Below are 23,649 nucleotides of genomic sequence, written 5' to 3' on the forward strand. Positions count from 1 at the left end.
CCAACCTTTGCTCCCATGCCGATGGCCCTTCCCGATCGGGTCCCGCCATGAGTTACGCCGAAACGTCCAGCCATCCCCTCTGTCGTCTCCTGCGCGAACGCATCGTCCTGCTCGATGGCGCCATGGGAACCATGCTCCAGCGCCATCCCCTCGACGAAGCGGCATTCCGGGGTGCCCGCTTCGCCTCCTGGCAGGGCAAGGACCTCAAGGGCAATAACGAACTGCTCGTCCTCACCCAGCCCGAGTTGATTCAGCGTATCCATCGCGAGTACCTCGAAGCCGGCGCGGACATCGTCGAAACCAATACCTTCTCGGCCACCACCATCGGCCAGCACGACTTCCTCTTCCCCCGACACCCGATGGGCCGCAAGGACCAGGCCTTCTTCGACGACGTGGTGGCCGATCCCGTCCTCCGTGAGATCGCCGCCGACATGAATCGCGCCGCCGCCCAACTCGCCCGCCAGGCCGCCGACCAGGTCGCCAACGAAACCGGCCTTCCCCGCTTCGTCGCCGGCGCCATGGGCCCCATGCCGGTCACCGCCTCGATCTCGCCCGAAGTCGGTGACGCCGGATTTCGCGCCGTCCGCTTTGACCAACTCCGGCAGGCCTATCGCGAACAGGTCGAGGCCCTCCTCGAAGGCGGCGTGGACCTGCTCCTGGTCGAGACCATCTTCGACACCCTCAACGCCAAAGCAGCCCTCTTCGCCATCGACGAGGTGCTCTCCCGGAAAAGTCCCCATGACCGCCTCCCCATCATCATCTCCGGTACCATTACCGACCGGTCTGGCCGCACCCTGACGGGCCAGACGCCGACGGCCTTCTGGCACTCGATCTTACACGCCCAACCCCTCGCCGTCGGCCTCAACTGCGCCCTCGGTCCAAAGGAGATGCGCCCCTTCGTCGAGGAACTTGTCCACGCGGTCCCCGCCTTCTCCTGCTTCTACCCCAACGCCGGCCTCCCCGACCCACTCTCCGAAACAGGCTTCCCGGAAACGCCGTCCAGTCTCGCCCCCCAACTCCAGGACTGGGCCGAGAACGGCTGGCTCAACCTCGTCGGCGGATGCTGCGGCACCACCCCCGACCACATCCGGGCCCTCGCCAACGCCGTGCGCCGTTGCCCGCCCCGCACCCCCCCAAAGGTCGCCCCCGCGCTCCGACTCAGCGGCCTGGAACCGTTCACCCTCCATTCTCCCGCCCCCGATGCACCCCCGGCCCCCGGCCTGAGCACCCCGCCCGATCCCGACGGCCTCCCCGTCGATGCCGATCCCGCCGGCGCTGCCCGCACCTTCGTTAACATCGGCGAACGCACCAACGTCGCCGGATCCCCCAAGTTCAAAAACCTCATCCTCGCCGGCCGCTACGAGGAGGCTCTCGCCATCGCCAAACAACAGGTCGAAAACGGCGCCCAGATCATCGATGTCTGCATGGATGAGGGCATGCTCGACGGCGTCGCCGCCATGACCCGCTTCCTCCAGTTGGTCGCGGCCGAACCGGACATCAGCCGCGTTCCGATCATGGTCGATTCCTCGAACTGGTCCGTGCTCGAGGCCGGTCTCCGCTGCCTCCAGGGCCGCGGCATCGTCAATTCCATCTCCCTCAAGGAAGGCGAGGAGAAGTTCCTCCAACAGGCCCGCCTCATCCGCCGTTACGGCGCCGCCATGGTGGTCATGGCCTTCGATGAACGGGGCCAGGCCGACTCCTTCGAGCGTCGCATCGAGGTCTGCCGCCGCAGTTACGACCTCCTCACCCGCGAAGCCGGCGTCGATCCCCACGACATCGTCTTCGACCCCAACGTCCTTACCGTCGGCACCGGCATCGAAGACCATGCCAATTACGGCGTGGACTTCATCCGCGCCACCCGCTGGATCAAGGAACACCTCCCCGGCGCCCGCGTCAGCGGTGGCATCTCCAACATCAGCTTCGGCTTCCGCGGCAATAACGCCGTGCGCGAAGCCATGCACGCCGCCTTCCTCTACCACGCCATCCGCGCCGGCCTCGACATGGGCATCGTCAACGCCGGCATGCTCGAGGTGTACGAGGAAATCCCCAAGGACCTCCTCGAATGCGTCGAGGATGTCCTCCTCAATCGCCGCCCCGATGCCACCGAACGTCTCGTCGCCCTCGGCGAAGACCTCAAGCGCCGACAAACCGGCGAGACCGCCGACCCCGCCCGCACCGCCGAAGCCTGGCGTGCCGAACCCGTCGAAAAACGCCTCGAACATGCCCTCGTCAAGGGCCTCGACGCCCACATCGAAGCCGACGCCGAAGAGGCCCGACAGAAACTCGGACGCCCCCTCGCCGTCATCGAAGGTCCCCTCATGGCCGGCATGAACGTCGTCGGCGACCTCTTCGGCGCCGGCAAGATGTTCCTCCCCCAGGTCGTCAAGTCGGCCCGCGTCATGAAAAAAGCCGTCGCCTACCTCACCCCCTTCCTCGAAGCCGAAAAACGGGCCGCTGAGGCCGCCGGGGCCGCCACCCGCGCCGCCGGTCGCGTCCTTCTCGCCACCGTCAAGGGCGACGTCCACGACATCGGCAAAAACATCGTCGGCGTCGTCCTCGGCTGTAACAACTACGAGGTCATCGACCTCGGCGTCATGGTCCCCTGCGACCGCATCCTCGATGCCGCCCGGGAACATCGCGTGGACATCGTCGGCCTCAGCGGCCTCATCACCCCCTCCCTCGACGAAATGCAGCACGTGGCCCGCGAAATGGAGCGGCAGGGCCTCCACCTGCCCCTCCTGATCGGTGGCGCCACCACCAGCCGTGCCCATACCGCCGTCAAAATCGCCCCCGCCCGCAACGCCCCGGTCATCCATGTCCTCGATGCCAGCCGCGCCGTCCCGGTGGTCAGTTCCCTCCTCAGCGACACCGACCGCGCCCCCTTCGTCGCCCGGGTCCGCGACGAGTACAAGCAACTCCGCTCCCAACACGCGGGACAACGCGCCCAACTCCTCTCCATCGCCGAGGCCCGCCAGCGCGCTCCCCGGTTCGACTGGACCGCCTACACCCCGCCCACCCCGGCCTTCCTCGGCTGCCGCACCGTCGCCTCGACGCCACCCCCGGGCTGCGCCCCGGCGACCGCGCCCGGCCAGGCCGCCACCCCAATCGACCTCTCCGACCTCGTCCCCTTCATCGACTGGTCGCCGTTCTTTCACACCTGGGAATTGCGCGGCCGTTACCCAGCCATCCTGGACCACCCCCGGCACGGCGAGGAGGCCCGAAAACTCTACGCCGACGCCCGCCAACTCCTTGACCGCCTCGTCACCGGGAACCTCCTCCAGGCCCGCGCCGTGTACGGCTTCTTCCCCGCCGCTCGCGACGGCGACGACGTGGTCCTCTTCGCCGATCCGTCCCGCACGTCCGAACGCGCCCGGTTCCGCTTCCTCCGTCAGCAGGCCGTCAAGGAGGACGGCAAACCCTGCTGGTGTCTCGCCGATTTCATCGCCCCCGCCCAACTCGAAGGTCACCCCGGACCCCCGGACTTCCTTGGCGCCTTCGCCGTCACCGTCGGCCATGGCCTCAAGGATTTCGTCGAGGTCTGCAAGACCGGTCACGACGACTACAACGCCATCATGGCCGAGGCGCTCGCCGACCGCCTCGCCGAGGCCTTCGCCGAATGGCTCCACCTCCAGGCACGGCGCGACTGGGGCTACGGCCGCGAGGAACACCTCACCAACGAGGACCTGATCGAAGAAGCCTACCGCGGCATCCGCCCCGCCGCCGGCTATCCCGCCTGCCCTGACCACACCGAGAAGGGTCTCCTCTGGAACCTCCTCGACGCCGAACGCGCCGCCGGCATCTCCCTTACCGAGAACTTTGCCATGTGGCCCGGCTCCTCCGTCAGCGGCCTCTACTTCTCCCACCCGGATTCGAAGTACTTCGCCGTCGGCAAACTGGGTCGCGATCAAATCGAGGATCTCGCCCGCCGCAAAGGCGTGCCCATCGCCGAATCTGAACGCTGGCTCGGCCCCTGGCTCAATTACGATCCCGCCTGATCGCCGGCCTCCCCCCCCGCCGCCTTCCCAGGCAGCGCCAGCAACCGCCACTCCCCAACCGGCAGTCCCTCCAGTCCGTACGGCCCAAAACCGGGACGGTGCAGTCGCACCACCTCCACCCCGACCTCCGCAAACATCCGCTTCACCTGGTGATACCGGCCCTCCCTAAGGTGCAGGCGCGCCTCGGTCCCCGAAACCAGTTCCAACCTCGCTGGAAGACACGGACCCTCCTCCCCCTCCAGGCGCAACGTCCCCGAGGCGAACAACTCCACCCATTCCGGTCGCAGCATCCCATGCACCTCCACCTCGTAGCACTTCTCCACATGGTGCCTCGGTGACGTCCACCGATGCACCCACTCCCCCAGATCTGTCACCAGCAGCAACCCGGTGGTGTCCCGATCCAACCGTCCCACCGTGGTCACAGGAGGATTCCGGCGCAACCACCGCGCCGGTAGCAGATCGTAAACCGTCGGCCCTTCCCGGTCGTCTCGCGTACACACCACCCCTTGAGGTTTGTTCAGCATCACCAGCAATCCGTCCGGCCCCTCCACCCCCTCCCCGTCAATCCGCACCCGCCCCACCTCCACCCGCTCCGATCCGTCCCTTACCGGCTGGCCGTCCACCGTCACACGCCCCGCCTTCCACCACGCCCGCCCCTCACGACGCGACGCATACCCATACCGGGAAAGAAGTTGATCCACCCGAACCCGCCCACCGTGCGTATTGATGCGTGCGTCACCCATGACCTTGCCGGATCCCACCTTCCGCCACCCGCCACCCAAACTTCAATCCCCGCCCGAATCCGTCGCGGATATCAGGCAGCAAAGGACAACAACTAAGATAATAGGACCGACTCTTTACTGTTGACGCCTTTCTTATAACAAGTCAGACTCTTTTCTGTTGACGCCGCACTCACCGCCCTAGACCCGACCCGCAACGGACTTTCGAGCCCTCAGGTTCCCCACTAGGCTTCAACAACGCTCAAGCCGCGACGCTCACCAGGCATTCGGGCACCTGCGTCCCGGGACGTTTTCGGTTCCGCCCGCAGGGCACCCTGTGCTATCTGCCTCGACGACATGCAACTCCGCCGGGCCCGGATCCGTCGCCACACCCAGGAGACCCGGATCACCCTCAACCTCGATATGGATGGCCGTGGCCGCTCCTCCATCCGCACCGGAATTCCCTTCTTCGACCACATGCTGACCCTCTTCGCCAAGCATGCCGTGGTGGACCTCACCCTGCGCTGCCGGGGCGACCTCGAGGTGGACATGCATCACACCGTCGAGGATTGCGGCATCGCTCTCGGCCAGGCCTATCTCCATGCCTTGGGCGAAAAGCGCGGCATCCGCCGATATGGCCATGCCTTCGATCCCCAGTCGCCCCTCTACGGCGACGCCTTTGTCCCCATGGACGAAACCCTTGCCCGTGCGGTCATTGACTTCTGCGGTCGTCCCACCCTCGTCTGGCGCGGCATGAACAACCTCGCCGCCCGGCGTACCACCCCGCCCGACCGCACCCAGGACCCCTCATCGGCCTTCCGCTTCGGCCTCGCCCGCGAGTTCTTCCAGGGCTTCACCAATGAGGCCCGCTGCGCGCTTCACCTCGAACTGCTTTACGGTGACGAACCTCACCACATCGTCGAGGCCCTCTTCAAAGCCTGCGCCCGCGCCGCCGACCTCGCCTGCCGCCTCGATCCCCGCCGCGCCAACGATATCCCAAGTACCAAGGGAACCCTCTGACCCCGCCTGAATAGCTCCGCAACACCCCCCGTCCACGAAATGCTCGGGCCCGACAACAAGACCGCCTGGACGGATGATGCCTTGGTGGACGCTGCCAAGGCTGGCGATTTGGAGGCCTTCGAGGAACTCGTCGCCCGACACCGAGACAAGATGTACGCACGCGCCTTCAGCATGGTCCGAGACGAACAGGAGGCGCTCGACCTCTCTCAGGAAGCCTGGATCCGCGCCTGGAAACGTCTCGGCCAGTTCGCCGGGGATTCCAGTTTCACCACCTGGCTGACGCGCATTACGATCAACGTGTGCTTGGATCACTTCCGAAAACATCGCCGGTTCCGTGTCGAACCGCATGCGGACCAGAAGGATGATCCCGAGGCTTGGGATCGCCTCGTCCCCCCGGTCTGGCCCAATCCCACCGAACGCCTTGAACGCGAGGAAATCCGCCGCCGCATCGATGAAGCCCTCGGCAAACTCTCCGAAGCCCATCGCACCGTCCTCATCCTCCACGAGTTCGAAGGCATGGAATACAAACAAATCGCCCAGGTCGTAGGAATCTCCATCGGCACCGTCATGTCGCGCCTCTTCTATGCCCGGCGCCGCATGGCCACGCTCCTCCCCGACCTTGGCCAACCCGGAACACGACGATGAACCCCCAAGACCAACTCGATTATCAGGCCTGGGTGGATGGCGAATTGCCAGAAGTCCGGGCCCGGGCCCTTGAGGAATCCCTCCCAAGCGACCCCGATGCCCGCACCTTCTGCGACGGACTCCGCAACTTCCGCGACGTCCTTCGCCATCACGAACCCACCGTCGCCCTCCCCGAATCGCGCGATTTCTACTGGTCCAAGATCCGCCGGGCCATCGAGCAGGGTGGCGCCAGTCCCGCACCGTTCCGTTCGCCCGAACGTGGCTCGCCTTACCGCTGGCTCGGCTGGCTCGTCCCCTCAGCCGCCCTCGCCCTCGCCCTGGTCTGGGCCCTCCCCAAGTTCTCGACCCGCCCCGCACAACCCGCCCCTGTCGCGATGGCGGCCACCATGGTCGGCCATGAGATCGAGGCGCCCGCCGCCGAAGGCATCACCACCCTCACCTTCTACTCGGCCCAGGACTCCATGACCGTCGTCTGGCTCGGTCGTGTGGACATCCTCTGAGGCTGCACCACCACCCCCGATGAACACCCGCTCCTTCCTCCGCTTCGTTCTCTCCTCCTTCGCCCTCGCAACTGCCACCACCCCCCGCAGCGCCTTGGCCGCCGCCAGCGAGGAGGTCCGCCTCGTCGCCGAGCTGATTTGGGGCACCAACGGCCCCAAACCCGATGATGTCGAACTCCGACCCATCGCGCCCGAACTCGAAAAGCGCCTCCGCCGGATCTTCAAGTGGCGCAGCTACTACGAGATCGAACGTAAACCCGTCGTCACCCGCGCCCCGAAACCTACGCAGGTCCAGATGAGCAAGGAGTGCCGCCTGGAAATCCTCCACCTCGGTGGCCATGAATTCGAAATCCAGCTCTTTGGCAAAGGCGTCCTTGTCGTCAAAAAGCGCCAGCGCATCGTCCCCGGCGAAACCGTCGTCCTCGGCGGTGACGACAAGAACGACGATGCCTGGTTTGTCGTCCTGAGCCTCGCCCGCCCCGGAACCGATCGGCGCGGCTAACTCGGACTCGCCCGCAATCCCCAATCCCTCCCCCATGGCGGCGCAGGCGCCTCCCCTCACTGCCAGCCCCAGCCGGCGGTTCAGTCGCCTCCCGCCCCGCGACCGCCTCCAGGTCGCCATCCTCATCAACCAACTGGCCACCCCCGGACTGGGGTCCTGGCTGGCCGGATTCCGGGTGGCCGGTCTCGGGCAACTGATCCTGTCCATCTCAGGTTTCCTCCTCTTCCTCGTTTTTTTCGGCGCCTGGATGCTCGAACTCGGGCGGTTCTGGTACTACGCCCTGGACGAAGTCCACCTCCCGGACCCCTTCTGGTGGCAGTCGAGCCTCCTCCTCTTCGGTGCCGCCTGGCTCTGGGCCGCCATCACCAGTTGCCAGATGTTCGGTCAACTCCGGCGCCTTCCACGTCCGCCAACCACCCCACCCTCCCTCAACGCGCCTCCGCCCATCGCAACTGAACGGCGTTCGGACTGATCACCCCCCGCTCCGGCGGTCCCGCCTGCCCTTCGGTCCCAACCCGAACGGTGCCCACCGACCACGGATGACCCGAGGGAGTCCCCCACCGCCATCCCGGCACCGAAGGCCATCCCTCGTCACCCACCTGCCCCCATTCCACGGCCTGGACCAGGACGGTCCCGGGTTCACCCCCCGCCTCACCGTATCCAGCCTCCGAGTCGAAGGAAGGTGCGTCCCCAATCCACCGTTGGATCCGCGGCGGACCCGCCGCCGCACGCAGTGCAAGCACCCGCCGGGCTAATTCCTCCACGGGCTGGCCCTCCCGCCCACCCGCCCCCAACACCTCCGGTCGCGCCCCCAGGACCAGCCCTTCCACTCCGACCAACGCGTCCGGGATCGGCACTACACCTCCCTCCCACGCCGCGCCGCCAATTCCCTCCAACAACGCCCGCACTTCCCGCCCCACGTCGCCCACTATTCGCTCCCGCAAGAACCGGCCGACTGCCGGTTCCGCCAGGTGCCCCCAGCGTCGCGCCGCCCATGCGGTGTCAAATCCAGCCCCGTTCCGCGGTCGTTCCAGCCGCCATCCCTCCGTCCCATCACCAAGTTCCGTCACGCAGGCCGTCACTCCAATCGGTTCCAACGAATGCCACGGCTGCTGCTCCCGGTACCACGCCGCCCCACGGACCCGTGCCTGCATCCGCACCAACTCCCGCGCCACCCTTCCGCAGGCCACATTGTACACCTCCCCATCCCCGGCCAGGAACGCCAGGCGCGCCAGCGCAATCGCACCCGCCGCCTCATCCCCCACACCCGCCGTCCGCCATGCCCCAAGTCCCGCCCAACCGCCCCGCTCTCCCCTCAGCGCCAACGCCCGCCACTCCAGCCACCTCGCCCCCAGGACAGCCTCGTCCCCGGAAAACCGCGTGTACGCCCACAACGCCTGCCACAGTGCCGTTCGCACCGCAGTCCCCGCTTCCGCCAGGCCTTTCCCATCCCACCCAAACCCCTCCAGCCGGCGCTTGAGCTGGGCCGCCACCCACATTCGCGTCCCCTCGTCATAGTACGGCAATCCCCGCGCCACCCACTCCCAGGCCCGCAGTGCCTCCACCCCATCCCCGGTCGGGAACGCCCCGGAGGCCTCCCCGGCAACCCACCGGCGCGCCGCCTCCCGAACCCCCTCCAACGCCTCCCGAACCGCGTCCGTCGCCCCCGGGTCCAGCGCCCGCACTGCCTCCACCTCATCCACATACCGCAACACCTGAAACCGGATCTCGTATCCCTCCACCCCAGGCACCCCGAAGTACGGCCCGTACGGCGTCGCGATCTCGAAATCGAAGGGCGGCTTCGAGAACTCCACCGGAAAGGACTGCCCCTTGGTCAATACCAACCCCAGCGTCGGACTCACCGGTGCCACATGGAGCGGTCGGGTCCCCCATTCGTCCCCGATCTCCAACCACCGGTACGCCTGCCGCACCACCACCTCCCCCCGCCGCGCATCCACCCGCACCGTCTCCTCCACCCCAATCGGAAACCGCCGCGTCGCCCCCGCCCAGTATCGCAGCCGCGTCAGGGGATCCCGCGCCACCACGGTTCCCCATTCCCACGTCAATAAGCCCTTCTCCTTGAACCCCTGGTCCGTGAGGAATTCCCGCCCCTGCTGCGGTGGCTTGTAATACCCGTACAGCGGCATCGCCGTGAAATGCCCCGCCTCCCCCGCGAAACGCAAGGCCACCCCGTCCTCATCCAGGTCCACCCGCTCCGGTCGTCGCTCCAAGAACACCGCCCACGGACTGTCCCAATCCTCCCAGCCCTCCGCCCCGGGGAAACCCGTCAGCAACCAGTTCTCCCGCATCTCCCCCCCGGCAATCCCATGACCCGGGCGCAACACCGCGATCCCGGTCGGCGACGAGTAGGCCAGGAAGGTCGGCCCCCCCAGTCCCAATCGCCCCAGTTCGCCAAAGAGCCGCACCGTGTCCGCCCTCGTGCGCCACAAGGTTGCCGGCGACAACTCCGTCTGGATCACCGACAACCACGCATTCGTCGTCAGCCCGTCCGGCCCCCGCGGCCCCTGCCGTCCTTCGCGCCCCCGGTCTGCCGTCCCAACCTCCTCGATCCGCGTCCATCGACCCTGATCCCCGCCCGGACGTCCGTCGCCCCGCCACCCATCGCAGCCGGCCGCCAGCCAGCCGGTCAATAGGACCACGCTCCAGCCCGTCACGACCCGGCCCCGTCCCTCCTTCCACGCCCCGGCACCCTTCATGGCCGCAGGGGGATCCGGAAGGCCGCCGCCTCCCGGTCGTTGCGCACCAGCAACAGGTCGCCCGCCAGCGCCGGCGGGTTCCACGTCTTGCCCTCCAACGCCCGGAACCGCGCCACCTCCCGAAATGCCTCCGGCTTCGCCTCCACCAGCGCCACCTCGCCGCTCTCCGTCGTCACCAGAATCCACTCGTCCACCAGCAACACCTGTCCGTGCCCGTACCGTTCCCCATCCCAACGCCGCGTCCCGTCCGCCAGGTCCACGCAGACCAGCCGGCCATCGTCCAGCCCGTACACATACCCGCCCCGCAGCAGCACATTGGCGAACTTCGACCGCAACCGGATCGACCGCCACACCAACCGGTCCGCAGACCACGTCCCACCCTCGCCGCGTTCAATCTCCACCAGGTGGGAACCGGTCCCGTACCCGCTCGAAATCAGGACCCGCCGGTCGTCCACCGCCCGGGGATCCGCCACATGCGGATGTCCCCCGCGCCACGCGTACGCCCACAACAGCGCCCCGTCCCGCGGATCGTGCGCCGCCGCCGCCGCCGCCGTGAAGGTCAGGATCTGCGGCACCCCCAGCAAGGTCTCCACCCGTGGCGAACTGTAATGCGCCGAAGACTCCCCCCCTGACCACACCCACGCCCCAGTGTCCGCCCGCAGTGCCACCAGCGAAACCCCCGCCCTCCCGCGCGGCGCCACGATCACCCGATCCCCATGGACCAGCGGCGAACTGCTCACACCCCACTCCAGCTCATCCATCGGCACCGCCCCCACCACGTTCGTCCCCCACACCACCGCGCCGCTCGCCAGATCGAGACAACTCAAATGACCCGTCGCCCCGATCGCATACACCCGACCCCCATGCACCGTCGGCGTGGCCCTCGGCCCCACCCCGCCAATCGGATTGTCGTACCGGGCCTCCACCCGATGCTCCCAGCGCAGCCTCCCGGACATCCACTCCCGGGCCGTCACCACCTCAAACGCACCGTCCTGCTCCTGCGTCAACGCCAGCCCGTCCGCCACCGCAAAACCACCCCATCCCGACCCCACCGGCTGCCGCCAGACCAGCCCCGGAGCCCGCGCCGCCCAGTCCGGATCCAATCCCACCCCGCGCAATTCCCCGGTCCGCTCCGGCCCCAGGAATTGTGGAAACGATGCCGCGGAACCCGTCCCCGATCCCGCCACACCCCCCCCTCCACCCTCCCCCTCGTCCATCACCGCCGCCCGCGCCCGCGGCTTCCATCGCGGTTCCAGAATCGGCACCAGATCCCCCGTCACCCCCTCATACCGAAATGCCGCCACCCCCAATCCCACCGCCACCACCGCCCCCGCCAGCCCATACCATCGCCACCGACCCGGTGCCCTCGAAAAAAACATCCACCAGAGCATCAACAACCCCACCCCGCCGATCAACGCGCTCCCCACCTGCATCACCTGCTGCTGCCGAGGCGTGTCCTCGCCGCCCAGGACCCGTGCCACCCGCAGCACCACCAACGCCACAATCGCCACCGCCGGCCACCAGCGGATGCGGACCCTCCCGCCCGGCACCTTCTGATCGAGTTCGCTCATCCCCGGTCACGGTGGAACGAATCCAGCACCTCCCGCAAGTTCGCCATCTGCCCGGCGCTGTGCTCGCTCGAAATCGCAAACCGGAAGTACTCCGGCGCCGGCCCGTTCGGATAACGCATCCGCGGTGGCAGAATGCCCGCCGCCCGCAATCGCCGCCCCAACTCCGCCCCCCCGCCTCCCGTCGGTGCCAGACTGAACATCGGCCCCGGCCCGTCACCCGCCCCCGAAACCACCCCTCGCATCCGGTCCATGTTCGTCGCCAACCGCTCCCGCCGCACCCCCCCCTCCTCGGCCAGCACCCACAGACTCTCCAACGCCGCCGCCGCGCACACCGGCGGCATCGGCGTGTTGCCCGTGTAAAGCGCACTCCTCTCCAGCACCCGCCGCCGAAATCCTGCCCCCCCCGCCACCCAACCCCCGTAACACCCCAACGCCTTGCTCAACGTCCCCGTCAACACCACCCGCCCCGCCGGCACCCCTGTCCACTCGATCGTCCCCCGCCCGCGCCGCCCCAGCACCCCAACCCCGTGCGCGTCGTCCACCAGCAGCGTCGCCCCGCGCGGCAGCACCTCCAGATATGCCCCCAGCGGCGCCACTTCCCCGCTCTGCGAAAACAACCCGTCGGTCATCACCAGGACCCTCGCTCCCGCCCCCTCCGCCAGCGCCCCCCTCAACCCGTCCGCGTCCCGGTGCGGAAACCGCCCGATCGGCAACCCCGTCCATCGCGCCGCATCCACCAGGCACCCATGGGCCCTCGCATCCAGCAGCACCCGGTCATGGCTCCCCGCCAGGGCCTGCACCGCCACCCACGGAGCCACATACCCCGACGACGTCAGCACCACCCGCTCCCGAATCCCCAGAAACGCCCGCAACGCCTCCTCCAGCTCCTTGTACACCTCCAGGTTCCCGGTCGTCATCCGCGAAGCCCCCGCGCTCAACCCCATCGTCTCCACCGCCGCCGCCCCCGCCGCCCGAACCCGCGCATGCCAGGACATCTTCAAGTAGTCGCTCCCCCCGAAGTACGACAGGCGCCGCCCCCCTTCCTCCACCCATGTCGGGGCGACCAGCCGAAGCGCACGCGGTTCCTGCACCCCCCGATTCAGCCCGCTTCCAACCCGCCGCCAAAGCCGAATCTCCAGCCGAATCTCGAGCCGAATCGCCGCATTCCTCCCCCCTCCTACCCACCCCCCGCTCCACCGTCCCGCCAGGGCGCCGTGCCCGCCACGACCAGTCGCGACGTCACCAGGTCCCGTAGCGCCTCCCGCTCCTCCGGCCCCATCCGGCCCCGTCGAATCCGCCCGAAATGCCGCTCCGCCTCGCGCCGGTCCGCATCGGGCCACCGGGCACTCGACAACCCCGCCCGTTCCAACGCGGCCTTCAGGGCCCCGCTGTCGATCACCGCCTCGTCCCGTCGCGCGTGCGCCCGGTGGATCACATAGCAGAACACCCCCATCGCCCGGTCCATCAGGATCCACGGGAAATTGATCGCGCCGTACGGCCCCACCGCCAGCGCACTCCCCCCCAGCCGCACCCGCTGCCCCAACCCGGGCACCGTCACCTTCAACTCGGGCCGCCGCCACCCCAGCACCAGCGCCCCGGCCGCCCCGGCCAATCCCCCGATCGCCGCCCCCGCCAGCAGCGTGTGCCCGGCCAGCAGCACGTCCACCCCCACCCCCGTCGCCGCACCCCCCAGCGCCCCCGCCCCCACCAACTGCCGCGTCGTCAGCCCAAACGCCCGCCAGGTGTCCGCACTGAACAAATCGGCATCGTACACCGGTGCCTCCCCCGTCAACGCCCGCACCCGCCGGTGTCCAAACAACCGGATCATCGCCCGGTGCGCCTCCAGTTCACGCGCCCCAACGTTCCGCGTGAACCGGGCCTTCAACCCCTCCGCCACCCGGTCCCGCTCCATCCCGTTCGTCGGCGGCGCCCCGGCCACTTCCTGATGCGTCAGCGCGTCCACCAGCAACTCGACCACGATCTCCGCGCACTCCCGCAACCGGTCCTCCCACGCCTCCCGATACAACGCCACCGCCCGCCCCAGCTTCGGTTTCCACGTCTGCTCGATCCCCGCCAGGGTCTCCAGCAACTCCACCCGGTCCGCAAACCCCGCCCGATGCGCGTTGAACTCGCGCACCGCGTTGAAATGCAACCCCAGCCGCCGCTTCCACTCCGCCACATGATCGTCCCGTCCCGTCCGGTTGATCACCGCCAGTCGCGGCTGCCCGGTCAACCGCAGGATCTCCATCTCGGCCGCGTGCAGTTCCAGCACCGGCTCCGACCCGTCCACCACGTAAAGAATCCCCGCCCCTTCCTCGATCAGCGGACGAAACAGCGTGCACTCCGCCCGGTAATCCTCGTTGTCCCGGTGCCGCACCACAAACTCCCGGAACACCGACAGCGGCTCCCTGGCCCGGGCCGCCGCCGCCAGTTCCGGCAGGGCTTCCAGCGCGTTCTGAAATCCCGGGGTGTCGTAAAACACAAACAAATCCTGCACCGCAAACCGCTGGCACTCGACCGTCTCCCCCGCCATCGCGCTGATCCGGACCTGGTCGTCCTCCGCCAGCGTCGAAACCACCGACGACTTCCCGTGGTTCACCGCCCCCACCACCGCAAACGTCGGAATCGTGTCGCTCACGCCGCCCCTCCCCCCGACGTTCCGTTCCCACCCGCGTCCGTCACCCCACCCCCCGTCACCAGCCCCGGCCACGATTCCACCGTCCACCGCAGCCCGTTCGCCGCCTGAAACCGACGCCAGTGCCGCAACTCCTCCTCGGTCGCCCGGCCCCACCCCTCTTCCCCCGACCGCCCCGCCACCAGGAGCACCGACTCCCCTTGCCCCCCGGACGCCTCCCCGATCCGCCTCAGACACACCGCCATCGCCCGGATCGGCGAGCGACGCCCCGGCACCACCACCACAATCCCCGCCCTCTCCCCATCCCGGCTCCCCGCCGCCGCCATCACCTCCGGGTTCCCGCTCGGATGGTCGATCCGCACCGGCATCGTCTCATCCACCCGCCACCCCAACGCCCGACTCACCCCGCCTTCCAGCGCCGCCCGATCCATCCCCATCTCCGCCGCCACCAGGGCCAGGCACGGCGCCCCGCTCTCCTCGTGCGCCATCGCCGGTGCCGGCGGTTCCGGTTCCGGTACGGTCATCCCCGGCTCCTCCGTCCGCACCACCGGACCCGTCAGCCGACGGTACAACGCATTCCCCCGTTCGTGATTGAACGACACGGCCCGCAGCCCCGCCCGCAACCGGTACATCGCCCACGCCAGCAGCAACACCCGCGGCGCCAATCCATAAATCCCCACCGCGTACGCCAGGAACGGCCACCACGATGCCGTCGCCGCCGGATCCAACGCACCCACCCCGGCCGTGTACGTGAACCGGCTCCCCACGATCTCCTGCAAGCCAGGCTTCGCCTGCGGGGCCCACGCCGACCACGGCCACGCCATGGCCGTCACCAGCCGCTCCACCGCCTCGGGCCCCAGCGACAGCGTCGATTGCCACCCGAACGCCAGATCCGTCGCCGCCACGTGTGCCAGCAGCACCGCCAGCACCCCGCCACTGAACGCCACCGCAAACCCCTGGGTCACAATCCACACCGGCCACATCGCCAGAGATCCGTAGATCTCGCGCTTCCGCGACACCGTCGCCAGCGCCCCCCTCAACCCTTCCCGCTGCTCCCCGGGCAGCCGCCTCAACCCCGCGTGACCGAGCCATGCCAATCCCGTCAGAAGCGCCCGAACCGGCCTCACCTCGTCCCACCCTCCCGTCGCCCACCGCAACATCCCCAGCCCCATCGTCGCCACCAGAAACAGCAGCGGCACCCCCACCGTCACCCCAAGAAACAACGCCACATTCACCGGGTACGCCCCCCGGTAGTTCAACAATCCGCCCGTCACCGCCGCCCCCACCATCGCCCCCACCACCCATCCCATCACCCCCAGCAGACGCCACGCCGCGCTCACCGTCCGACCCGGCAGCCTTCCCTCCTCCCCCTCCCGCCGCGTCTCCAGCCAGGCCCGCAACACCGTCCGCCGCCGTTCCCGGGGCAAGGCCGGCATCCCCCCCCGCATCCGCCCCAATACCCTCTCCCGCACGCCAGCCTCATCCGCCCCGGATTCCCGCCCCAGCAGGTATTCCAGGTCGATCACGTCGGCAATGCTCCAGGAGCTCGGACGGCGCACCGCTCTTGCCTAGGTCCCGCAACCGCGATTGTCAGTCCCAAACCGGCCCAACCCTCCCCTCACCGTGCATCCCGGAGTTGCGGGTCGAGGCACGAAGTTCGCGAAGCGTTGCCTCGGAGGGCCGAGTTCCACGAGGCCGCAACGGTGTGAAGCGTTGGGTCGAGGACTCGCGGAGCTCGTCCCTCCGATTCGCTGCCTCCTCACCCACAACTCCGGCATGCACCGCTCCCCTCACCCCCCCGCCCAGGGACGGGATCGCTGCGGCAACGCGCCCCTCTTGGCGGAGACATTTTCCGATCCGGAATCCTTCGAAGGCACCCCCTGCATGGCCAGCCGCTGGGAGGCCCCCGGCCACAGCCGTCACCGCGCCGATTGTGGCCTTCGGGCACGTGTGCTACCGTCGAATCGCATCAGGAGAGCTCCGTGAAAGCAGAAATCCTCTTCGGGGAGCGCAGTTCCTGGGGACTGATGTCGGAGCCCCGGCGGGTGGAACAGGCATTGGGGGAGAGTGAGCTACGCTACGTACGGCTGCTTGCCGCCATCACGGACTACATTTACACGGTCACGGTGGAAGGGGGATGTGCTGTGGCCACGGCGCACGGGCCCGCGTGTGCGGCGGTGACCGGATACACCTCGGCGGAGTTCGCGTCGGACCCCTATCTCTGGTATCGGGTGATCCACGAGGAAGACCGGGAGGCGGTGGTCGCGCAGGCGGGACACATTCTCGCCGGGCAGGTTCCGCCGCCGCTCGATCATCGTCTCATCCACAAGCAGGGCGGGGTGCGTTGGGTTCGCAACACGACCATTCCGCATCACGATGCCTCCGGCCGCCTGGTGGCCTACGATGGGCTGATATCAGACATCACGAGCCGCAAGAGTGCGGAATTGCTGCTGGCCGTTGAGTACGCCGTGACGCGTGAACTGATTGAGGCGGACCGACTTGCGGAGGCCGTGCCTCGCGTGCTGGAACATCTCTGCCGCACGCTCCTGTGGAGTCATGCGGCGTACTGGGAACGCGGAAACCGGCAGTGGCGCGGGGGGATGACCTTCTGGCGGCCTCCGCTTCGGGCGGCCGATTATGAAATCACCGGCGGGTGTCGCCTCCTGGACGACGGGGCCGGTCTCCCGGGCTGGGTGTGCTCGAAGGGCGAGGCCGTCTGGGTGCCTGATATCAGGGTGGTGCCCGAGTTGACGTCGGCGGCGCCTCCCGAGGCGGCCGGATTTCGCGCTGGCTGCGCGTTTCCCGTGCACGTCAATCGCCACCTCGCGGGCGTGATCGAACTCTACAGCCGCGACGTGCGGGAACCGGATGAACGCATGCTGGAGGTGCTGACCACGATCGGGGTGCATCTCGGTCAGTTCCTCGAAAAGAAGCAGTCTGAGGAGCGAATGAAGGAGACCGACCGGAGACTGCGGCATTCCCAGGCGATTGCCCACGTGGGCAGTTGGGAACTGGACATCGCCTCCAGGGGGCTTGCGTGGTCGGATGAGGCGTACCGGATATTCGGCTTGGAACAGGGCGGGGCAGACTTGAGCTACGAGGACTTCCTGGCGTGCGTGCATCCCGACGACCGTGCGTGTGTGGACACGGCTTACTCGGAGTCCGTGCGCGACGGCCGGGATACCTTTGAGCTGGAGCATCGGATCGTGCGCCCGGGCAGCGGTGAGGAGCGGATCGTGCATGAGAAATGCGAACACGTGCGCGATGCGGGAGGGGAGATTGTCCGTTCCGTCGGGATGGTTCAGGACATCACCGATCGGAAGCTCGCGGCTTGTGAGTTGGAGACCGCCTTTGGGCGCATTGCCCGCCGGGACCTGATTCTCAAGAGCATGATCCGCCGACTCAAGGCCTCTCATCGGAATCTCAAGGAAACGCAGATGCAGCTCATCCAGGCGGCAAAGCTGGAATCCGTCGGCACGCTTGCCGCCGGTGTGGCCCATGAGGTGAAGAATCCGCTTCAAACCATCCTGCTGGGCCTGCACTTCCTGACGCGGAGGTTCGCGGACCAGCCGGAGGAGGTCATCCACACCCTGTCGGACATGCGCGAGAGCGTGCTGCGCGCCAATGCCATCATCCGCGAACTCCTTTCGCTTTCAGCCGGCACGGAATTCCATTCGCAGCCAGCCGACGTGACCGCGGTGTTGGAGCGTTCCCTCCGGCTGATGCGGAATGACTTGATGGCCGGCAAGATCGAACTGGTGTGTGAATTCGGCCCGGACCTGCCGCCGGTGCCGATGGATGCCGCCAAGATGGAACAGGTCTTCATCAACTTTGTCCTGAACGCCACGCAGGCGATGCCGCAGGGCGGTCGTCTGCGCGTCGTCACCCGCGAGTTGCGGCTCGAGGATGATCCGCCTGCGCGCCAGCCCCTGCTCCGCCGCTTCAAGACCGGACAACGGTTGGTGATGGTCGTCCTTGAGGACACGGGATCCGGGATTGCGGAGGCCGATCTGCCCCGGATCTTCGACCCGTTCTTTACAACCAAGCCGGTGGGCGTTGGCACGGGATTGGGGCTGACGGTGGCGCGGAAGATCGTGGATCTCCACGAAGGCGCTGTTGAGATTGGAAATGCTCCCACCGGCGGTGTCCGTGTTGCGGTGGTTCTGAAGGCGTAGCCGCGAACCGTTGGGAGACGCCTTGGAAGCGCGGGTCGCCGCCCCGGGGCAGGATCAACGCGGGATGGCTGCCCGGTGCCCTGCGCAAGGGCAGGGGGGCTCGAACCGCGGGAATGGAGTAGAGCTATGAAAACGGAGAGGAAGCGGATTCTGGTTGTGGACGATGAGGCAAGCATCACCCGGTTGCTGAAAATCAATCTGGAACAAACCGGGGACTTTGCTGTTCGGGTGGAGAACGACGCGAAGCACGCCATGAGTGCCGCGATCGAGTTCATGCCCGACCTGATCCTGCTGGACGTCCTGATGCCGGGCACGGATGGCGGCCAACTGGCCGCCCGGTTTCAGGGCAATCCCCGCTTCGCGAAGGTCCCCATCCTGTTCCTGACGGCGGCAGCCACGAAACCGGAGGTCAAGGAGCACCACGGGAAGATTGGGGGACTGCCATTCCTGGCCAAACCGGTGGACATTCCTGAAGTGATCTCCGCCATTCGGGAACACCTGCCGGCCGGAGTGCCTGACTGAGAACCGGGTTCCTTCGCATTCCCGGCCAGGCTTTGATCGGGCCCCCGGGAACGACCTTCCAGCACGAGGCGGGTGGACAACCTGCGGCTTCAGGGTCATGCGCCATGCGCGCGCGGGGCGGGCCTCCGCCGCCCCTTCATGGCGCCAGGTACCCCGGCGACTCGTACGCCGCCTCGCTGGTCGTCCGCTCCATCAACCACTCGAAATCCCCCGCCTCCCCCGCCGGAACCGTCAGTGGCAGCGACGCCGCATCCGGTCGCGCCGGCGGACGCGTCCGCCCATGCCGCCAACGCCGCACCGTCCCGTGCCCGTCCACATGCGACAATGTCGCTCCTCCCCCATGGTACGACCCGGGCAGGTCAATCCATTCCCGCCGCCCCAACCGGTTCAGGAAGTACCCGTCGTTGATGCTGTCCGGATGCTCGTCGATGAACGTGAAGATCCGTGCCGGCACCCTCACATCGGACACCCTCAGGAACTGCCGGTAGCGCGGATTGTTGGTGTTCGACTGGCCCTCCATGAACTCCCCCGCATTCCCAACCATCGCGTTCAGCGAAATGCTCCGCGCCCGCGCCCGCCATCCCGCCCTCCGTTGCAGCGCGCTCAACACCCGGTCCGAAGGACACCCCAGCACCGACACACCCCCCGCCAGATGCGGCCCCAACCCACCCGCACGCAGCCAGTGCAAATTCGTGTTCCCCGGGTCCAGTTCCCAGTTCAGCAGGCTCGTCGCCCAATTGTTGAATCTCCCCGATGCCACCGCCTCAAGCGTCCCCGCCGCCCCGAAGTTGTAAGGTAACCGGTCCTCCCCATCCCCGGCGTACAAATGCAGCGCCACCGAAAGCTGCCGATGATGCCCCAGGCACACCGCCGCCCTTCCCCGTTCCCGGACCGCCCCCATGGCAGGCAGCAGCAGCGCCACCAACACCGACACCATCGCCACCGTCACCAGCAGCTCGACCAGCGTGAACGCCCGCCGGCCTCCGCCACCCCACCTCCCTCCCGGGCTCCCGCGTGACCAACTCCCGCGCATCCCCCGACCCATGCCCCAACCCACCCCGCAAGGCCAGCGCGGAAACCACACCCTGTGGATGTTGCCATCCTTCCAGCCTTGGTCGTCCGCCGCTCTCCCGTTACCTTTCCCCGGCATGTCGTCCTCGGGGCTCACCATCGCCGGCCGCACCTTCCGCTCCCGCCTCATCGTCGGCACCGGCAAGTTCGCCTCGCCTGAAGCCATGCGCGACGCCCTGCTGGCCAGCGGTGCCGAAATGGTGACCGTCGCCCTTCGCCGCGCCGATCTCTCCGGGGAACGCGACCCCTTCGCGAACATCCTCGAATTCATCGATCCCGCCCGATTCCTTCTCCTCCCCAACACCAGCGGTGCCATGAACGCCGAGGAAGCCGTCCGCCTCGCCCGCCTCGCCTGCGCCGCCGGCCTCCCCAACTGGGTCAAACTCGAAATCCATCCCGATCCCCGCTACCTCCTCCCCGACCCCATCGAGACCCTCAAGGCCGCCGAACGCCTCGTGAAGGAGGGCTTCGTCGTCCTCCCCTACATCAACGCCGATCCCGTCCTCGCCAAACGCCTCCAGGAAGCCGGCACCGCCACCGTCATGCCCCTCGGCTCCCCGATCGGCTCCAATCGCGGCCTCCTCACCCGCGACCAGATCCGCATCATCATCGAACAGGCCACCGTCCCTGTCGTCGTCGATGCCGGCCTCGGCGCCCCCAGCCATGCCGCCGAGGCCATGGAACTCGGCGCCGACGCCGTCCTCGTCAATACCGCCATTGCCGTCGCCGCCGACCCCAACGCCATGGCCCGCGCCTTCGCGCTTGGCGTCGAGGCCGGTCGTCTCGCCTACCAGGCCGGCCTCGCCGATCCTCTCAACCATGCCGATCCCACCAGCCCCCTCACCGCCTTCCTCGGCTGAGAGCCTGTCTGATTCCCTACCGCAGGACTGCTCCCCAACCGGTGCACCTCGGAAAGGCACCCCACGGCCCTTGGGTCCTGACTCGTCCCTCGACATCCAACGCCGCCCCGGGCTTACATGGGGGCCCCGAATCGGGTCGGATGAATCCTGAATTGCTCGCCCAAGCCAAGTCGCTCGGTTTTTCGGACCGGCAGATCGCCCACCTGACAGGCACCTCCGAAACCGCCATACGCAACCAACGCCGCACCGCCGGTTTGATCCCCAGCTACCGGCTTGTGGACACCTGCGCCGCCGAGTTCGAAGCCTACACGCCCTACTACTACTCCACCTACGACCGCGGCGACGACGAAGTCCGCCCGGGCGACCGCCGCAAGGTGATGATCCTCGGGGGCGGCCCCAACCGGATCGGTCAGGGCATCGAGTTCGACTATTGCTGCGTCCATGCCGCCTTCGCCCTCAAGGCCGACGGATTCGAAACCCTGATGGTCAATTCCAACCCCGAGACCGTCTCGACCGACTACGACACCAGCGACAAGCTCTTCTTCGAACCGCTCACCCTCGAGGACGTCCTCCATATCTACGAGCGCGAACGCTGCTGGGGCGCCATCGCCCAGTTCGGCGGCCAGACTCCCCTCAACCTCGCCCTCGGCCTCCAGCGCAACGGCGTCAACATCATCGGCACCAGCCCCCAAAGCATCGAAATGGCCGAGGACCGCAAGATGTTCGCCGGCATGCTCGACAAACTGGGCATCCCGCAACCGCCCAACGGCCTCGCCACCGAAGAATCCGAGGCCCTCGCCGTTGCCCGGCGCCTTGGCTATCCCGTGCTCGTCCGCCCCAGCTTCGTCCTCGGCGGCCGCGCCATGCAGATCGTCTATTCCGATGCCGAACTGCAGCACTACATGCGCTTCGCCGTCGAGGCCTCCCCGGAACGTCCCGTCCTCGTGGACAAGTTCCTCGAGGACGCCACCGAGGTCGATGTCGATTGCCTCGCCGATGTCGGCAATTTCCCCGATCCCGCCCAAGGCACCGTCCTCATCGGCGGCATGCTCGAGCACATCGAGTTCGCGGGAGTCCACTCCGGCGACGCTGCCATGGTCCTCCCGCCACACACCCTGCCCGCAGCCGTCATCGAGACCATTCGCGACTACACCCACGCCATGGCCCGCGAACTCCGCGTCAGCGGTCTCATGAACGTCCAATACGCCGTCCAGAACGGGAAGGTGTACGTCCTCGAAGTGAACCCCCGTGCCTCCCGCACGGTCCCCTTCGTCAGCAAGGCCATCGGCGTCCCCCTCGCCAAGGTCGCCGCCCGCGTCATGGCCGGAAAATCCCTGCAGGAAGTCGGCTTCACCGAAGAAATCTGGCCCGCCTACTGGGCCGTCAAGGAATCCGTCTTCCCCTTCAACAAGTTCTTCGGCCAGGACATCGTCCTCTCCCCGGAAATGCGCTCCACCGGCGAGGTCATGGGGCTCGATCCCGATCTCGGCGTCGCCTATGCCAAAAGCCAGATGGCGGCCAATTCACCCCTCCCCCTCTCCGGCCGAGTCTTCCTCAGCGTCAGCGACGCCCACAAAACCCAGGTCGCCGAAGTCGCCCGACTCTTCTCCGATCTCGGCTTCGACCTCATCTCGACCGGCGGCACCGCCTCGGTCCTCGAAGCCGCCAACCTCAAGGTCCAGCGCATTCCCAAACTGAATGAGGGCCGACCCAACGCCGTGGACTACCTCAAAAACAAGGAGATCCACTTCGTCATCAACACCCCCAGCGGCGCCAATCCCCGCGCCGACGAAGTCCGCATCCGCTCCACCGCCGTCCTCACGGGCACCCCGATCATGACCACCCTCTCCGGCGCCCGCGCCGCCGCCCTCGGCATCGCCGCCCTCAAGAAACACGGATACCTGGTCCGCACTGTCCAGGAATACCACCCGTCCGCTTCCCCGACGGCTCCCTCCTCCCAGGGTCCGTAAGAGGCGCTCTTGGGAGGCGGTCTTGGAGCCTGTCTGAAAACTGGAAGGGGCCCTGCCAGGCGGGATCATGGCCTGGGGATCTTGGCCTGGAACAAGGAGGCGGGGCCGGCGCATCCCCGCAGCGGGCCGGACCCCGGGCGAACCGCCCAAACCCATTCCGCTACACCGCCATTCCGCTACACCGCCCGTTCCCCGTGCTCCTCGGTCCGGATCCGGATCGCGTCGTCCACACTCGATACGAAGATCTTTCCGTCCCCGATCTTTCCCGTCTTGGCAGCACTGACGATGGCCGTCACCGCGGTATCGACCGCGTCGTCCGCCACCACAATCTCCAGTTTGATCTTGGGAAGAAAATCCACCGTGTACTCGCTGCCCCGGTAAATCTCGGTGTGCCCCTTCTGCCGGCCAAACCCCTTCACCTCGCTCACCGTCATCCCCTGAATCCCCGCCCCCGCGAGGCTCTCCTTCACATCGTTCAACTTGAACGGCTTGATGATGGCTTCGATCTTTTTCATGCCGGAATGGATAAGGTGGAACCCCGGTCGGGCCCGGCACCCTAAAGCGTTCCCTCATCCCCGCGCAAGCTCCCCATCAAGCCCCCCCTCACCCCGCGGTGCATCCCCAAATTGTCGGTGAGGAGGCAGCCAATCGGAGGGACGAGCTCCGCGAGTCCTCATCCCAACGCACCAAATCGTTGCGGCCTCGTGGAACCCGGCCCTCCGAGGCGATGCTTCGCGAAGTTCCCGC

18 protein-coding genes are annotated in these 23,649 nt (G+C 67.6%); 10 read left to right on the plus strand and 8 right to left on the minus strand.

All coding sequences use genetic code 11. The annotated features are described in order from the left end of the window. The first annotated feature begins 47 nt into the window (after nt 1-47). Entirely contained in the window at nt 48-3,995 is a 3,948-nt protein-coding gene (metH, locus tag KF833_00855) for a methionine synthase (protein MBX3743832.1), read from the plus strand. Here the strand turns inward: metH and KF833_00860 are convergent. Next, complete coding sequence (locus KF833_00860; protein MBX3743833.1) at nt 3,980-4,738, minus strand: rRNA pseudouridine synthase; 759 nt, start codon at nt 4,736-4,738, stop codon at nt 3,980-3,982. The two genes, metH and KF833_00860, sit on opposite strands and share 16 nt — an antisense overlap. A 333-nt stretch (nt 4,739-5,071) precedes the next feature. Between KF833_00860 and KF833_00865 the strand changes: the two genes are divergently transcribed. Genes KF833_00865 through KF833_00885 form a run of 5 tightly spaced genes read left to right on the plus strand, consistent with a single transcriptional unit; the run spans nt 5,072 to nt 7,853 of the window. Beyond that, nucleotides 5,072-5,734 carry an imidazoleglycerol-phosphate dehydratase gene (locus KF833_00865; protein ID MBX3743834.1) on the plus strand — a complete coding sequence of 221 codons (663 nt, stop codon included), beginning with the start codon at nt 5,072-5,074 and terminating at the stop codon, nt 5,732-5,734. Nucleotides 5,735-5,773: 39 nt separating this feature from the next. After that, on the plus strand, nt 5,774-6,379 hold the full coding sequence (locus tag KF833_00870; GenBank protein MBX3743835.1) for an RNA polymerase sigma factor: 606 nt from the start codon (nt 5,774-5,776) through the stop codon (nt 6,377-6,379). Then, entirely contained in the window at nt 6,376-6,879 is a 504-nt protein-coding gene (locus tag KF833_00875) for a hypothetical protein (protein ID MBX3743836.1), read from the plus strand. The genes KF833_00870 and KF833_00875 overlap by 4 nt, the downstream gene beginning before the upstream one ends. 19 nt (nt 6,880-6,898) lie before the next feature. Then, entirely contained in the window at nt 6,899-7,381 is a 483-nt protein-coding gene (locus KF833_00880; protein ID MBX3743837.1) for a hypothetical protein, read from the plus strand. A gap of 34 nt (nt 7,382-7,415) precedes the next feature. Beyond that, nucleotides 7,416-7,853 (plus strand): hypothetical protein, encoded by a 438-nt coding sequence (locus KF833_00885; GenBank protein ID MBX3743838.1) that lies wholly within the window; start codon nt 7,416-7,418, stop codon nt 7,851-7,853. On the opposite strand, the gene KF833_00890 is transcribed toward KF833_00885, so the two are convergent. From KF833_00890 to KF833_00910, 5 genes are all read right to left on the minus strand, one after another. Then, nucleotides 7,810-10,098 carry a hypothetical protein gene (locus tag KF833_00890; protein ID MBX3743839.1) on the minus strand — a complete coding sequence of 763 codons (2,289 nt, stop codon included), beginning with the start codon at nt 10,096-10,098 and terminating at the stop codon, nt 7,810-7,812. The two genes, KF833_00885 and KF833_00890, sit on opposite strands and share 44 nt — an antisense overlap. Next, the gene (locus tag KF833_00895) at nt 10,095-11,669 is read right to left on the minus strand and encodes a PQQ-like beta-propeller repeat protein (protein MBX3743840.1); all 1,575 of its coding nucleotides are present in this window, start codon (nt 11,667-11,669) and stop codon (nt 10,095-10,097) included. Before KF833_00895 ends, KF833_00890 begins: the two co-directional genes overlap by 4 nt. After that, the gene (locus tag KF833_00900; protein MBX3743841.1) at nt 11,666-12,760 is read right to left on the minus strand and encodes an aminotransferase class I/II-fold pyridoxal phosphate-dependent enzyme; all 1,095 of its coding nucleotides are present in this window, start codon (nt 12,758-12,760) and stop codon (nt 11,666-11,668) included. Before KF833_00900 ends, KF833_00895 begins: the two co-directional genes overlap by 4 nt. An 86-nt stretch (nt 12,761-12,846) precedes the next feature. Beyond that, nucleotides 12,847-14,307 (minus strand): DUF3482 domain-containing protein, encoded by a 1,461-nt coding sequence (locus KF833_00905; protein MBX3743842.1) that lies wholly within the window; start codon nt 14,305-14,307, stop codon nt 12,847-12,849. Beyond that, the gene (locus KF833_00910; GenBank protein MBX3743843.1) at nt 14,304-15,863 is read right to left on the minus strand and encodes a DUF2868 domain-containing protein; all 1,560 of its coding nucleotides are present in this window, start codon (nt 15,861-15,863) and stop codon (nt 14,304-14,306) included. The genes KF833_00905 and KF833_00910 overlap by 4 nt, the downstream gene beginning before the upstream one ends. Before the next feature lie 423 nt (nt 15,864-16,286). Here KF833_00910 and KF833_00915 point away from each other — a divergent pair, with 423 nt between their 5' ends. Together KF833_00915 and KF833_00920 are read left to right on the plus strand one after the other, a co-directional pair. Next, a complete protein-coding gene (locus KF833_00915) occupies nt 16,287-18,479 on the plus strand; it encodes a PAS domain-containing protein (protein MBX3743844.1) in 2,193 nt (730 codons plus the stop codon). Nucleotides 18,480-18,605: 126 nt separating this feature from the next. After that, nucleotides 18,606-19,001, plus strand: coding sequence for a response regulator (locus tag KF833_00920; protein MBX3743845.1), 396 nt, complete (start codon nt 18,606-18,608; stop codon nt 18,999-19,001). Between the two features lie 136 nt (nt 19,002-19,137). Here KF833_00920 and KF833_00925 read toward each other — a convergent pair whose 3' ends face one another. Further along, nucleotides 19,138-20,034: a type II secretion system protein gene (locus KF833_00925; GenBank protein MBX3743846.1), complete on the minus strand. Its 897-nt coding sequence runs from the start codon at nt 20,032-20,034 to the stop codon at nt 19,138-19,140. Nucleotides 20,035-20,149: 115 nt separating this feature from the next. Between KF833_00925 and KF833_00930 the strand changes: the two genes are divergently transcribed. Together KF833_00930 and carB are read left to right on the plus strand one after the other, a co-directional pair. Continuing rightward, nucleotides 20,150-20,932 carry a thiazole synthase gene (locus KF833_00930; GenBank protein MBX3743847.1) on the plus strand — a complete coding sequence of 261 codons (783 nt, stop codon included), beginning with the start codon at nt 20,150-20,152 and terminating at the stop codon, nt 20,930-20,932. A 140-nt stretch (nt 20,933-21,072) separates the two neighbouring features. After that, the gene (gene carB / locus KF833_00935) at nt 21,073-22,902 is read left to right on the plus strand and encodes a carbamoyl-phosphate synthase large subunit (GenBank protein ID MBX3743848.1); all 1,830 of its coding nucleotides are present in this window, start codon (nt 21,073-21,075) and stop codon (nt 22,900-22,902) included. 176 nt (nt 22,903-23,078) lie between these two features. Here the strand turns inward: carB and KF833_00940 are convergent, their stop codons facing one another. Continuing rightward, complete coding sequence (locus KF833_00940; GenBank protein ID MBX3743849.1) at nt 23,079-23,417, minus strand: P-II family nitrogen regulator; 339 nt, start codon at nt 23,415-23,417, stop codon at nt 23,079-23,081. Between the last annotated feature and the right edge of the window lie 232 nt (nt 23,418-23,649).

This window comes from Verrucomicrobiia bacterium (assembly GCA_019634625.1).
In the GTDB taxonomy this organism is placed as follows: Bacteria; Verrucomicrobiota; Verrucomicrobiia; order Limisphaerales; family CAIMTB01; genus CAIMTB01.